Genomic DNA, 14823 nt, shown 5'->3' on the forward strand with positions numbered 1-14823 from the left:
GTCTTCCCATCAACAACTAAACCCGTCATTCCTTCCACTTCCCGTAATTTTTCCAAACAAGATGTTAACTGAAACTCCCCTTTTTCCCTAAAATTATTATTAATATTTTCTGCCAATAACTCAAAAATCTTCGGCGTTAACGCATACAAACCAAATATACAGAAAAATTCATCTTCCGCCATTCCTTCCACCCGCAAATTTTGCCGTGCATACTCAACAGTAGGTTTTTCATAAACCTGCGTCACTTGCATTACTGAATCTTTTTCTTGCCAAACTCCCATCACACATCCAGCTTTATGAATCATTTCTGCTGGTAAAGTATTCAAGCCAATAATACTTTGATTAACTTGTTCGTAGACCTGCAAAACTTGACAAGCACAAGAAAGATCGGCATCGGATGAGTAAATGTGATCTCCCAACATCAACAAAAAAGGTTCATTCTGCACCCATTCCTTCGCACAAAAAACCGCGTGTCCGTATCCTTCTTGTTCATCCTGCGTCAAAATCGTAATTTTACTACCTAAATCCTGAAGATATTGACAATATTCCTGATTCTGCTGCGAAAGCTTGTTAAAAAGTTTAGGTTGCGGAGGTGTTTTAAAATAACTTTCAAAAACCTCTACATCATCCAGTTGCGTCACAATTGCAATCTCTTCTATCCCCGCACTCACAGCTTCTTCCACAATTACCTGAATAACGGGTTTCGCTCTACCGTCTTTATCAATCACCGGAAAAAGTTCTTTTTTGACAACTTTGGTAGCTGGAAATAACCGAGTACCAAAACCAGCCGCTGGAATTACAGCTTTTTTAATTTGATTCTTCATCTTACGATTTTAGATTTTAACAACGGATGCTTTTGTTTTAGATTTTGGATTCAAGATTCTTTTAAAAGTTAAAAGTCAGTTTTCTATCCCCTCTACCTTCCAATATCCAATATCCAATGCCGAATTCCAATTCCAATCCAAAATCTAAAATCTAAAATCCAAAATTCTTTGACTTCCCATAAAAATCTACCATTAGGCCGTTTCTTAGATACAAGCAATACCATCTTTGTAGTGATTCTACCCTGTAAAGGCTTTGTAAACTCTTATCCCGCGTTATAAATTACTGTTGATAATGCTGAGCATTTTTTTACTATGGCAGTTAACAAACTGTCACTCAGTCAATTCCCTGACTTAGGTCTTAAAAGATATTCTATATTTGTGCAAGGAGTGATACCACTTCACATTACGTTTGTCACAAGCTTATTCTCGCAATCCCTCGCTCTAAAGGGATAGTGCCGAGTTCAAATGTTGCATCAAACAAGTGAAATGGTATAACTTTATACAATGAGAGCGCTTGGTAGAAAAAACTGTCAAGCGCTTTTCCATGTGACGAATTAATCATAAGCCTTTCATAAATAAACCCAAATAAAGAACCGGAGATTTAATCCCCGGTTGTGTCAATTAGTAAACCTACACAAGTAGCATCAAGTTTAGCCGATTACGAAGTTTACCAACTTGCCGGGAACTACGATCGCCTTTTTAATGGTTTTACCTTCGATGTAACGTTGAGCAACTTCTGATTCGAGGGCGTACTTTTCCAACTGTGCTTTATCTAATTGTGCTGAAACTTGTAAATCACCGCGTTTCTTACCATTGATTTGAATTACCAAAGTTATTTCATGGGCAATCAAAGCTTCTGGGTCGTGTGTAGACCAGCTAGCAGTATGTACCGAGCCATCATTACCCAACAAATGCCATAATTCTTCAGCGATATGCGGCGCGAAGGGTGCTAGCATCGAAACTAAAGTTTGAATTCCTTCAGCGTAGATTGGTGAATCTTTGCAGTTAGCATCAGCCAAAGCATTACTCAACTTCATCAATTCCGATATAGCTGTATTAAATTGATATTCGCCGTCTACATCTTCACCGACTTCTTTAATTGCAGTGTGAATTGCTCTTCGTAAATCCTTCTCGATTTTGGATTTCGGGCTTGGACTTTTAGATTTCTTGGATGATTGTGGATTATCTACAAAATCACTCACCAAGCGCCAAACTCGGTTCAGAAAGCGGAATTGTCCTTCCACATCAGCTTCATCCCATTCCAAGTCCTTTTCCGGGGGTGCTTTGAATAAAACAAACATCCGTGCTGTGTCAACACCATATTTAGCAATCACATCTTCAGGTGCGACACCATTACCCTTAGACTTGGACATAGTAGCGTAAAGTTTTTGTAAAGGTTCCCCGGTTTCAGGGTCGCGGGGGTCAGTAGGGTTAACTAAATTAGAAGCAATCCACTTCTCTTTACCACCTTTATTGGGATTCATGTAAGTTAAACCTTGCACCATACCTTGAGTTAACAAGTGTTGGAAAGGTTCATCAAAATTGAGTAAACCGCGATCGCGCAATACTTTGGTAAAAAAGCGCGAGTATAATAAATGCAAAATTGCGTGTTCGATACCGCCGACGTACTGATTAACCGGCATCCAGTCGTTTACTTTCGTCGAATCAAACACTTCGCGATCGTTCTTCGCATCGGTAAATCGTAAGTAATACCACGACGAATCAATAAAAGTATCCATCGTGTCAGTTTCGCGCTTTGCAGGTGTCCCGCAACTAGGACAATCCACATTTACCCAGCTTTCCAACTGCGCTAACGGTGAACCACCACGTCCTGAAAATTCCACATTTTCGGGTAACTGTACGGGTAAATCTCGATCCGGGACTGGTACCGCACCACAATCAGGACAGTGAACTATCGGAATCGGCGCTCCCCAGTATCGCTGACGGGAAATCAACCAATCTCGCAAGCGGTACTGTACCCGTGCTTGACCAAAACCTTGCTTTTCGGCATATTCCACAATTGCAAGTTTCGCATCAACAGAAGACATCCCGTTAAAAATGTCAGAATTAACGACAATTCCCGGTTCCGTGTAAGCTTCTTTAGGAGCTTGCGGTACGTCAGCAGCATCGGCACGGACAATCACCGCTTTAATTGCTAAATCCTGTTGCTTGGCAAACTTAAAATCTCGCGCATCGTGAGCCGGAACACCCATCACAGCCCCAGTACCGTATTCGTAAAGCACGTAGTCGGCAATCCAAATCGGCACCTCTTCCCCGGTAAACGGATTGATTCCCTTACCACCCGTAGGAATTCCCCGTTTAGGTTTATCTTCAGCAGTACGTTCCAACTCGCTTTGATTGCTAACCTCTTTTACAAAAGCTTCCACCTCTGACTGACGTGCTTGTGTAGTAACTTGCTTAGTTAAAGGATGTTCTGGTGCTAAAACTATGTAGCTTACGCCATAGACAGTATCCGGTCGCGTAGTATACACGCCTATTTTTTCATCCATTCCCACAACCGGGAATTCCAAATAAGCCCCCGTGGATTTACCAATCCAGTTAGCCTGCATTGTTTTAACGCGCTCCGGCCATCCCGGTAACTTATCCAAGTCATTTAACAATTCTTCAGCATAATCAGTAATTTTAAGGAACCACTGCCGTAAAAGTTTACGTTCAACTATGGCACCGCTGCGCCACGAACGACCTTCATTATCAACCTGCTCGTTCGCTAATACAGTTTGGTCTATAGGGTCCCAATTTACTGCTGCTTCTTTTTGATAAGCTAAACCTGCTTGGAAAAATTGCAAGAAAATCCACTGCGTCCACCTGTAATAATCCGGGGAGCAAGTAGCAACTTCACAATCCCAATCAATAGACAAGCCGAGACGCTGTAACTGTCCCCGCATTTGGTCAATATTTTGATACGTCCATTTTGACGGAGGAACCCCCCGGTTTATAGCAGCATTTTCTGCCGGTAAACCAAAAGCATCCCAACCCATAGGATGCAGCACCCGATACCCTTGCATTCGCTTGAGACGGGCGATTACATCAGTAATAGTGTAATTACGGACGTGACCCATGTGCAGGCTACCCGACGGGTAAGGAAACATGGACAGCGTATAGAATTTTGGCTTGTTATTATCCTTGGGGGTTTTATCTAAGCCAATTTCTAACCATTTATTTTGCCACTTTTGCTCAATTTCTGCGGGGTTGTATCGGGTATCCACCGGAAATACTCCTAATGCGACTGTGATTGTGTCTGAGAAACTATTGTAGATGCTGTTGGGGAGAGGGGGAGAGGGGGAGATGGGGAGAGGGGGAGATGGGGAGACAATAATTCTTAACTCACTGTGAATTACTTTTTACTCCTAACTATTCCCAATTCCCAATTCCCAACTATCAATTACCCATTCCCAATTACCAACTATCAATTACCAACTATCAATTCCCAATTACCCATTACCCATTCCCAACTACCAATTCCCAAAAATATTATGTGTAAACAAAAAAAATCTGACTTGTTACGGGTGTTTGTTTACGGCACTCTCAAACCGGGCGAAACATACTATAAATCCTATTGCGCTAGCAAGATCGTAGACACAACAAAAGCTTACGTTCGTGGTGAACTATATGCGCTTCCCCAAGGATACCCAGCCATGACCCAAGGAAATAATTTAGTATACGGATATCTACTCTCGTTTGCTAACAACGAAGTTTTAAGTAGTCTTGATGAACTTGAAGACTATCATCCTCAGAAACCGCTCTCAGAAAATCTCTACAATCGAAAACAAGTTGAATTGTTCGATTTAAATAATAACTCTCTTGGTTTGGCTTGGGTTTATTTGATGAGTTTTGATAAAGTTTGCCAATTAAAAGGCACTCCCCAAATTTATGGATGGTGGAGTGCTGAAGGGTTAAAATAATTCGTAATTCGTAATTAAGTTTTGCAACGGGGATTTTACCGCGACGCAAAACGTGCTGCTTGTAGAAGCAGGGGACTTTAACCCCCAAAGTTGGTTGAATATTTAAGAGTTAGGAATCAGATATAAGTATAAATTTATATTTATAGTCTAAATATCTAATCTAATCTAATTAATTATATTTTCCAGATTCTTGGGAGAGGCTTTGGTTTGCTTTGGGTATTGGCATCAGTGGCTTGTTCAAAGCAACCATCGGCAATGAAGCAATTTCTGCTGAAGAACTGTCTTGTGCTTTTTCTGAAGATTGATTCGCTACTCTAAATCCTGGTTCTCCACCGGGAATTAAAGTTGATAGCGAACCTATAAGACAAGCAGCAACGGCAGCACCACCAAGCACCCAAATTCTGCTTCGACGACGCAAACGCGCCATTACGCTGTCAACTGTTTCTTCTATCGATTTTTCTGACTGCGGTATTGGAAGATTCCGCAAGCCTTGCCGCAGTGATAAAAGCCGTGTGTGCAAATTTCTGGCTGAGGGGTCATTTGACAGCCACTCTTCTACTTGCCTACGTTCAGCAGCTGTTACCTCACCATCAAGGTAAGCACTCAGTAACTCGAAGCGATCGCGCTTCAACATATTCTTAGCACCCGTTAATTTATTGGTATTGGGGTCGTTCCCATCACGCAATTCCTTTTTATTTTGCGAGTGGGAATCGTCAAAGTGATATTTTGTATTCATCTTAACATTATTACCAATTAATACACGGTCATACACAGCGGGCAAGCTTGAGAATTTACTCTTATTTTTCTTCCAACGGCAGACGCACTATATATGTTTTAACAATTAGTCAAATGTTAAGCAGTTCAGCAGTTCAGGAGGATATTTAAAATTACGGTAATATTTACGGGTTTAATTCCTTGCCCAAAACACACGTTTAGGTTTCAAAACTTTTTGTGTAGTTAAATCTACACCTAAAATTCCGATTATGAATCATGAATTCTGAACTATGAATTCTGTTCCCGTGAGATAGTGCCTACCCTTAATTTAATATTGGGTCAAAATTAATTGAAGAATTCTACTTTAATGTGACGAACCTTACAACTTAGCTTTCTACATAAGATTGCAATTGGCTTTGCAGTCTAGTTCTTGCTCTGGCAATTCTTGACTTTACCGTTCCTAAAGAAACACCAGTAATTTCGGCAATTTCTTCGTATGCTAAACCTTCAATTTCTCGCAATACAATAGTAGTACGAAATACTTCTGGTAAATCGGCGATCGCCAAGCGCAATTGTTCGTAAAATTCTCTTGTTGTCAGTTCTTCTTCTGGTCCGGGAGTATCACCAGCAATTTCCCAGTCCATTTGCCCATCGTCCAAAGTACGAGGAGCATCAAGTGACAAAGGACTAACAACTCGCTTGCGTTTGCGTAACTCGTCATAAAACAAGTTAGTCGCAATACGGCTCAACCAGCCCCGAAATTTACTAGGGTCTTGCAACCGAGCAACATTTCGGAACACTCTAATCCAAACTTCCTGAGCTAAATCGGCTCGATCTGACCAGTCAGGGGCTAAATGATATAAAACTCGATCAACTTGCGATTGATAGCGACGCATTAGTTCTGCAAAAGCAGTACGTTCGGGGCGTACACCAGTCTGACATCGCAAAATCAGATCGTGGTTTGAAAGTTTATCAACTTCTACTGGTGTTTCTGGAAACCTGGCATCGAGCGTAGACCAGGACGCAGCAATCGATTGACTCATATATCTATACTGGCTTTAAATCATCCCTATCTATTAGACCTGTAAAGATGCAGTTAGTTCCCCTTCAAAGTGACGGATTTACAACTGGAACAATTATCAAGGTTAATTTTCAGTAAAATCACGGTGAAAAATAAGTCAGTAAAACGTCTATGTCAACTGCGATCGCCAGCTTATTCGCGAATAATGGTCTATATAAATAAAAGCACTTTTAGAGTGCCAATATTATAATTGCCTGTTTGCCTTGATGTATCTTCCTTGCGAAAGTGCCACTTGATGCGACCAATAATTTCTGTAAATGATGTTGTTTCACATAAAATTATCCCGGCAATAAAAGATGTAAGTCGAAATGCAATCGATGGCAATTAAACTAAACTTAATTTATTTGCGATCAATAGTACTATCGGTAAAATTTTTATTCATCAAATCTTTTTGTAAATGTTTAAAGCTGAGTATTGTTTTTATTTTTGTTTAATAAACTACAAAATTCGATATATTCTCAGTTATTGAGAACTGACGAACATTTATTTTTGTAGCATCCTTACTAAAATCTGAGGTGTTGTCTCTTCTTGAGGAGCATAAATTTGCTCGGGATTGTTTCGTAACGGGACTTGAAGGTGCATAAACATATTTAATGAAAATGTAATGCTCACTGCGAGTAATAATTTTTCTAACATAATTTATCTCCTACTCACCAAGTTAATGATTGGTAATTACACCTTAATAGTTCCGGATATTAGCTTGCTGTCTGAAATTTTTTTGTTGTACTAATGATATAAATCGGGATAGCTTTAGTTTGCCCGCAGATAGACGTTAAATTAATAAATAAAGTTATAAGAGTTTGTAAATGTTTGGTAAGACTTCCGTTAACTATGATTAATTAAAAGGAATATAAGCTGTGTACAGGAGGCTTTCGGGGAAAAAATGGTACGAAATGATTCTTTAGCGCGTATAGTAATGTTGCTCTGCTTCGGTACGGCAATTTTATCTTTAACTCTACATTGGCGAATTAGTGCATCGACACCCAAAACTGTTAAAGATTCAAGTACAATTAGTACTAACGAACCATTAGACTTTTTCGCACGGCAAATCCGATATTTTGTATCCGTCGGCAAAGATATAACAAAAGAATCTTTACCTAATGACTTGTCATTAAAAACACAAGCAGCATCTCCACAACAATCCGAAGCAAAACGACTTGATGCATCTGTTGAGAAAAAAGTAGTAGTAGATTTAGGCGATCGCCGAGCTTATGTGTATCGTCAGAATACGGTTATCGCTAGTTATCCTATTGGTGTAGGAAAAAAGGGTTGGGAAACACCCATAGGGACTTTCGAGGTATTGCATATGCAGCATTACCCTGCATGGCGACATCCAATTACTGGTAAAGTTTTTGCAGCAGGACCGAATAGTCCTTTAGGAGAACGTTGGATTGGCTTCTGGTCGGATGGACACAACGAAATTGGTTTTCACGGCACACCGGACTCGGATCTAGTCGGAAGTCCGGTATCTCACGGCTGCTTGAGAATGCGTAATTCTGATGTTCGCTTACTTTACGAACAAATAGGCTTAGGAATACCAGTACAAGTGCGTAAATGATTTATGAAGATGGGGGATGGGGAGACAAGGGGACAAGGAGATGGGGAGACAAGGGGACAAGGGGACAAGGAGATGGGGAGACAAGGGGACAAGGAGATGGGGAGACAAGGGGACAAGGAGATGGGGAGACAAGGGGACAAGGAGATGGGGAGACAAGGAGATGGGGAGACAAGGGGACAAGGAGATGGGGAGACAAGGAGATGGGGAGAAATTTTTAACTCCTAACTCCTAATCACCTTTAACCTTTAACCTTTGACCTTTAACCTTTGACCTTTAACCTATTCCCCATACCCCATCATTAATTAAATTTTTTGCTCAAAATTTGGTGCGTAAGCTTGAAGCAAAGTACTAACTTGACGCAAGACTTCGTTGCCAGAGTTTTTTCCAATAGCTTGACGTTCGGGGAAGAAATTAGGTCTATCTAGATAACGAGAAATTGCTTCTCCTACCTGTTGCGAAATAAATTCTTGAAGTTCTGCTTTTGCCCTTTGACGTTGGTAAGCCGCACCTTCTTCAGTAGTCGCATACAAAGGTGGAAGACGGTTGAGGGCATAAGCAGCAATATCGCCTACATCAAGGGAGCTTTCACTAGTGGCTTCAATTTCAGCGACTCGTGCAATTGCCTCCGTCAAGACCAACTCTTCCATAACATTAATGAATTGTTTTCGAGGCACCGCCACTACCTCACCAGTTAACAACGCCCCCATTAATCTATCTAGTGCCATATACTCCTCTATGGAGAGTTCGGAGGCATTATCGCAGATGCGCCCAACTTCAGCTTCCATTGCTGGTGTTAGATAACCATCCTGGAGAGCCTGTTCTACAATTTTTTCGATACTCATAACGCTCATTTTATTATCAGCCACCCAAAACTTGGTAGGACGGTCCCAATTCAATTTGTTATTTTACTCACTAAGGGTAAATAATACACATTTTACTGACAAAAGTAACAAATAACATCCCCATTACTTAATTCCATTGGATCGCCAGGGTGTTGGATCGACAGCTTGTCCGTTTACGTATAAACCCCAGTGTAAATGAGGACCTGTTGAAGCTCCAGTAGAACCGATTCCGCCAATAAGTTGACCTGGTTTAACCATATCTCCTTCTTTGACGTCGATCCGATTCAAGTGCATGAAAATGCTAGTTACTCCTTGTCCGTGGTCAATGCCGACTACATTACCGTGAACTACGAATCCTTGGGATACTGTACCTACTAAAGCAACCCGCCCAGCAGCTGGTGCAACGACCGGGGAACCATAACCACCTGCGTAATCAACGCCACGATGGTAATAGTCATTTGCAAATTTACCATTATAGTAGCGACGTACACCATATATGGTACTAATACGTGAATTATTCGGTCTGTCAAAAGCACCGTTCCAGTATTTCTGGGGTGTAACAAGTGCTTTAAAAGCTTTTACTTGATCGAGTTCGTATTGTGTCGCTTTTAAACCACCTTTGCCACCGCTTAAAGTAATTCTTTGGGTAGGAAAACGATTATTTTTAACCCATACAGCCAAATTTCGTGTTGTTCCATCACCAGATACTTGAACTACTCTTTTTCCCGGCTTGTCTAGTGGAGTGGTGGGAATAAATGTTCGATACTGATTTGGTGCAATTTGAAATATGGGGTAAGTTTCTCCGTCACTGGTAATTTTCAAATTAGAACCATTCGCGGGGTCATCAGGAGTTACGATTACCGATATGGTCGCTCCTAAACTAGGCGAAGATGGAGTTATTTCTACTTGTGCAGCTTCTGCTATGGAAGCAAAAACTAAAGGAATAGCACTAACAGCACCTACTAGGGCCATCCTAATTCCAAAATTAGCCTTTACACCTTGAAAAATTGAACAGAGCAATCTTTTCCCAGAATTACCGATGTTGACGTTATTCATATATCTATAAATATTGTTTATTGCTTCTGTTGAGAAATAGACTCGCGTATTATATATAGTGTTTCCTATTTACAACATTTTGTTGTTGGAACGTTGTATTTGCTGACTTGAATACATTTATATTTTATTTCTCAAGTTGTCAAGTATCGGAGAGTCTTAATTATTACTCTGTCAAAATAATAAATAAGCACGGTACTCGAAAGCATCAAAATTCTACCGATATTTCTGGCCGAAATCAGCCGCTTTGTTGAATGAAAGCGATATCTGATATCTATTAGGGGATCTAATGGTATGAATAAATAAAAATTGCGTAATAAGTCTTAAAATTACGATGTCAGCGTATTAATAATTACAATTGCCTTTTTAGGTAATTAGCTATACAAGCATGGATAATTTAGATATTTTCAATGCAGAATATTGTTTAAGACGAGGATATTTGGAATACAGTGTTACCAGATACGCTAGTTAATGCAGCATTATCGTTATTTTCATTTGGTGAAACGTAAAATATAATTGTCTTATAAAAGTGTAATAATTCAGTAATATTTATTAAGTGTATAAATACAAATAAATGCTTGGCTTATAGAATAAACCAAGCATAATAAATTAGGAATTTTCAGCTGGGAGAAGAAATTAATAACAAGAATATACGTTTGCAAAATAAAAATCTGTTCGCACGTAACAAAAAGCTGAGATAGTTATTTATTGCCGAATAGTATTTATAAATTTTGGGAATATACAGCAATTCCTTACGGGAAAAACCCCTTGACCGGACTGCTTCACTGCTAAGAAGTCGTTTCTTGTGGCTGAGTAAGAGAAATAAATAAGCTTTCACAAATTTATAGGGAGTAATCCTATTTAGGATTAATCAAATTTATAGAAAATGTAATTGATAAACGGCTTTTGGAATAAATACAATCGGAGTTGCTCAATTGCGGTCGAGTGAATTTTCGTAAAATTACAGTTGATAAGTACCTGATCGCCAAATCAAGCGATCGCAATTTTTCTTGTCCGATCAAAGTATAAGTAGCTTGCGTTTTTTGATAAAAAATACAAAAAAACAATGTTTTGAAGAAAACATCACTAATTCACAAGAAACGCTATTGTGCATTGTGATGCATAGATTTTATCTATACTGCTACGAAAATAAACTTACTTTGATTGTATTTTGGGTTACTTATGTTACCTCTTAAAACGCTTGCGGTAAACATTTCCGCAATGGTAGCGTCTAAATCTGTTGTAGGAGTTGAATGGAATTTGCTAATAATGAAACGCTCGCTGTCTCTACTTACTCTTTGCTCGACTTTTCTTTCATTTTTTACTCAGTTATCTGTGACTGCGGCTCCATCAAGGAATCCGGATTTAACCGTAAAATGTGACATCTTGGTTGTAGGTGGTGGATTATCCGGTATTGCCACTGCTTATGAAGGTTTACTTGCAGGAAAAGAAGTTTGTTTAACTGAAATAACTGACTGGATGGGAGGACAAATTTCTTCTCAAGGAACGTCTGCACTTGATGAACGTCCTACCCAGCGGCAAAAGTTATTTTATTCTCGCGGATACTTAGAATTACGAGAACGCATCAAAAAAACTTACGGTCAACTTAATCCCGGTGACTGTTGGGTTTCGGATTCTTGTTTTCTTCCTCACGACGGTCATAAAGTATTGGTCTCAATGCTCAAAGATGCCCAAAAGAAAGGTAAAGGTAAACTGCAATGGTTTCCCAGCACTGTTATTAAGGAAATTGAAACCGCTAGCGGTGGAAAAATAATTGGTAGTGCTTATGCTATTCAACATAAACCAGCCAATGGTCAACCTCCACTCAATACTTTTCCCTTATCTCAAACCATAGAAGATGCCTATACTTATGAAAATTCTTCGCGTTTAAGTAAATCTATTATCCGCTTTATTCCCAAGCAACAGGAAAAAGCTAATGCTCCCAATTGGTACATGGTGGACGCTAGCGAAACCGGCGAAATTATCGGACTTGCCAATGTTCCCTATCGTCTTGGTATTGATGAGCGTTCTTACTTAGAACCTTCCTCATCTAGTACCACAAATAACCCTTACTGTCCCCAAGGTTTTACTTACACCTTTGCAATGGAGGAGACAAAAGACCCTCAGCAGCATCAAATGCCCTCGTTTTATCCTCAATATTCTCCTTACTACAGTTATGAATTAAAACGCTTAGCTAGCTTTCCTTTAGTCTTTACCTATCGTCGTATTTGGAGTCCCCAAAAGGGTGAAGAGATGAAATTCGGTGGTATCAACTTTAGCACTCCCACACCGGGCGACATTTCCATGCAAAACTGGACTTGGGGTAACGATTACCGTCCGGGAACCGCTGAAGATAACCTGATTTATAGCCCCGCACAACTCCAAGCCAGCGGACAGTTACAGCCCGGTGGTTGGATGGGAGGACTGCGAACGGATGCGTTACGTAAAGGTGAGGAAATTTCTGAAGGATATTTTTACTGGTTAGTTGCGGGAACTACTGATTCTCAACTTGGTGAAGGAGTAAAACAACTTCATCCAAATCACCGCTATCTTAAAGGTTTAGATTCCCCGATGGGGACGGCACACGGTTTATCTAAATATCCGTATATGCGCGAAGGTCGGCGGATTATTGGTCGTCCTGGTTACGCACATCCCAATGGTTTTAGTATCGAAGAAATTGATATTTCTCGCCGCGATTACAATGACGAATATTACCGCAAGACTTTACCTCCAAGGATGTATCGTCAGTTGAAAGCTTCTTTAGCGGGGTTAGAAGCAATCTCAGTTCTTAGCGGTCAGAAGCGTCCCGAAGATGTAGCACGACGCACTCGTTCTACTATTTTCCCTGATGCAGTGGGTATTGGACATTACGCGATCGATTTTCATCCCTGTATGACAAAAAGTCCTCCGGAAGCTCCAGGAAATACCGAGCGTGAAGGTGAAAGACGCGGTGCGGGACAAGCTTATCCATTCCAAATCGCACTTCGGGCAATGATTCCCCAGAAAATTGATAACTTATTAGTAGCTGGTAAGAGTATTGCGACCAGTCACATTGCGGCTGCTGCTTATCGTGTACATTCGTTTGAATGGTCTGCGGGTGCAGCTGCGGGAACTACAGCAGCTTTTGCGCTGAAAAATAACATCGCACCTTATGAGTTGGTGGATCAATTACCATTACCTGAACCCCAGTTAATGAAATTACAACTCTTGTTAAAACAAAATAACAACCCTACAGCTTTCCCCGATACTTCAATTTTCAATGAAAACTGGAATGATTGGAAATAAGTAGCTATCTGCTTCATTTATGATGCGGGATTATAAAGGTTTGTAATCGCACACACAGCCTTTAAACCAAAGTTCCCAGGCTGAACCTGGGAACCACACGACAGACAATAACTGAACGATAGTTTACAGCTACAGATAAGCTCAGCATTTATAATGATGAACGCGATAGTTAATAACCATTGACTGCTAACAATGCACTAAACTAATTACTTGTAATGTATTTTTATGAAAGTCTGTAACGAAGTTTTTATGATTACTAAAGCAAATTCTATTATTTATGGGATAAATAATGCACCAACCATAACTCCCGATCGCGTGAGTGAGGTTACGCGCAAACCTTATCCTAACTATAAAGTTATTGTTCTCAATGATGACTTCAATACTTTTCAACACGTTACTGAATGTCTAATGAAATATATTCCGGGAATGAGTGGCGATCGCGCTTGGGAACTCACCAATCAAATCCATTATGAAGGACAAGCGATTGTGTGGACAGGACCTCAAGAACCCGCAGAACTATATCACCAGCAACTGCGTCGGGCTGGTTTGACAATGGCACCTCTTGAGGCTGCGTAGATAATAATATGGCTAAACCCACCTCGAAATCTACCAAAGCAATTTCTAACCGCGAGAAAAACGGTAGACTTGTTTGGAATCATTCCACCCACATAAACGGTCTGATCCCTATTCTCGAACGTCTCTGCAACCAAGATAGTATTCAAACCGTTACACCCGGAGAACTCAGCCGCGTCAGAGGTCATTCCCCTCATATGCAATTACGGGTGTCGGTTCCAATTCGAGGTGGGTTTAAAGTTATCGCTCGTCAAGGAAAAACTGTCCAAGAAGTGTTTATCCTCACCACTTTAGGACAAGATGAATTAGTTGTGGCGATCGCATCTGCGATGAAGAAATAATCCTCTTTGATCGGTATTTCCACCGATTATCTAATCCTGTACTTGTCGAACTGCAAATTTATGTAGGGGTAAGCAGAGAATACAGGAGAAAGTCAGGAAGTATGACAAAGCTGTAGTCATTCTCAAACTCATTAATAAAGTTTCCCATTCAGGTAAAACTATCTTCTCGATTCCAAAAGCAACGCAGTAAACCAACCAGTACGAGAAAGTCATTCTAAACAAAATTCTTTCGCTTAGCTGCATCTCGTCTAATTTGTTTCGATCCCACAATATTACCAAACCTGTAATGCAGGCAAAAAACGAAAGCATTACAAAAAACTCATGACAAATAAAATTTACTGAATGCATGGCGCGTCTATGCAAAAACGTTCTATAGAAAATAAGTCTAAAGGAATATCCCTTCAGAAGTAATCCTTCTGTTACTAACTGCAATATATGAGCGGTATTCTTGTTAAGAAATGCGATGAATTAATAATTTTAGTGTTTGGGCAACATTTTAGATAGGGAGTAGGGAGTAGGGAGTAGGGGACAAGGGGACAAGGGGATGGGGGGATAAATAACTCCTAAATTTTTTAATCTAAAATCCAAAACTTGTGCTGAGCAGTTCGACGTATCCAAAATCTTATAAC

The 14823-nt window shown here is 40.2% G+C and carries 13 protein-coding genes; 6 read left to right on the plus strand and 7 right to left on the minus strand.

The window, feature by feature from the left end:
• Window positions 1–824: sugar phosphate nucleotidyltransferase (locus VB797_RS33115; protein ID WP_323242040.1), on the minus strand; the 824-nt coding region annotated here is incomplete at its 3' end.
• Between the two features lie 650 nt (window positions 825–1474).
• Window positions 1475–4051 (minus strand): leucine--tRNA ligase, encoded by a 2577-nt coding sequence (gene leuS, locus VB797_RS33120; RefSeq protein ID WP_323242042.1) that lies wholly within the window; start codon window positions 4049–4051, stop codon window positions 1475–1477.
• Window positions 4052–4318: 267 nt separating this feature from the next.
• Between leuS and VB797_RS33125 the strand changes: the two genes are divergently transcribed.
• The gene (locus tag VB797_RS33125; protein ID WP_323242043.1) at window positions 4319–4747 is read left to right on the plus strand and encodes a gamma-glutamylcyclotransferase family protein; all 429 of its coding nucleotides are present in this window, start codon (window positions 4319–4321) and stop codon (window positions 4745–4747) included.
• Window positions 4748–4916: 169 nt separating this feature from the next.
• Here VB797_RS33125 and VB797_RS33130 read toward each other — a convergent pair whose 3' ends face one another.
• Window positions 4917–5483, minus strand: coding sequence for an anti-sigma factor family protein (locus VB797_RS33130; RefSeq protein ID WP_323242044.1), 567 nt, complete (start codon window positions 5481–5483; stop codon window positions 4917–4919).
• Between the two features lie 364 nt (window positions 5484–5847).
• Entirely contained in the window at window positions 5848–6504 is a 657-nt protein-coding gene (locus tag VB797_RS33135; protein ID WP_323242045.1) for a sigma-70 family RNA polymerase sigma factor, read from the minus strand.
• Window positions 6505–7425: 921 nt separating this feature from the next.
• Between VB797_RS33135 and VB797_RS33140 the strand changes: the two genes are divergently transcribed.
• A complete protein-coding gene (locus VB797_RS33140; RefSeq protein ID WP_323242046.1) occupies window positions 7426–8100 on the plus strand; it encodes a L,D-transpeptidase in 675 nt (224 codons plus the stop codon).
• Window positions 8097–8318 carry a hypothetical protein gene (locus tag VB797_RS33145; protein ID WP_323242047.1) on the plus strand — a complete coding sequence of 74 codons (222 nt, stop codon included), beginning with the start codon at window positions 8097–8099 and terminating at the stop codon, window positions 8316–8318. The genes VB797_RS33140 and VB797_RS33145 overlap by 4 nt, the downstream gene beginning before the upstream one ends.
• Window positions 8319–8402: 84 nt before the next feature.
• On the opposite strand, the gene VB797_RS33150 is transcribed toward VB797_RS33145, so the two are convergent.
• Both VB797_RS33150 and VB797_RS33155 read right to left on the minus strand, forming a co-directional pair.
• Window positions 8403–8942 carry a late competence development ComFB family protein gene (locus tag VB797_RS33150; protein ID WP_323242048.1) on the minus strand — a complete coding sequence of 180 codons (540 nt, stop codon included), beginning with the start codon at window positions 8940–8942 and terminating at the stop codon, window positions 8403–8405.
• A 123-nt stretch (window positions 8943–9065) separates the two neighbouring features.
• Window positions 9066–9998 carry a M23 family metallopeptidase gene (locus VB797_RS33155; protein ID WP_416350965.1) on the minus strand — a complete coding sequence of 311 codons (933 nt, stop codon included), beginning with the start codon at window positions 9996–9998 and terminating at the stop codon, window positions 9066–9068.
• A gap of 1266 nt (window positions 9999–11264) precedes the next feature.
• Between VB797_RS33155 and VB797_RS33160 the strand changes: the two genes are divergently transcribed.
• From VB797_RS33160 to VB797_RS33170, 3 genes are all read left to right on the plus strand, one after another.
• Window positions 11265–13280 (plus strand): FAD-dependent oxidoreductase, encoded by a 2016-nt coding sequence (locus VB797_RS33160; protein WP_323242054.1) that lies wholly within the window; start codon window positions 11265–11267, stop codon window positions 13278–13280.
• Window positions 13281–13529: 249 nt separating this feature from the next.
• Complete coding sequence (gene clpS / locus VB797_RS33165) at window positions 13530–13856, plus strand: ATP-dependent Clp protease adapter ClpS (RefSeq protein WP_323242055.1); 327 nt, start codon at window positions 13530–13532, stop codon at window positions 13854–13856.
• A gap of 8 nt (window positions 13857–13864) precedes the next feature.
• Window positions 13865–14194, plus strand: a complete 330-nt coding sequence (locus tag VB797_RS33170) for a DUF2103 domain-containing protein (RefSeq protein WP_323242049.1) — start codon at window positions 13865–13867, stop codon at window positions 14192–14194.
• Window positions 14195–14224: 30 nt separating this feature from the next.
• On the opposite strand, the gene VB797_RS33175 is transcribed toward VB797_RS33170, so the two are convergent.
• On the minus strand, window positions 14225–14542 hold the full coding sequence (locus VB797_RS33175; RefSeq protein WP_323242050.1) for a hypothetical protein: 318 nt from the start codon (window positions 14540–14542) through the stop codon (window positions 14225–14227).
• Window positions 14543–14823 lie beyond the last annotated feature (281 nt).

The organism is Rivularia sp. UHCC 0363, assembly GCF_034931125.1.
GTDB lineage: Bacteria > Cyanobacteriota > Cyanobacteriia > Cyanobacteriales > Nostocaceae > Rivularia.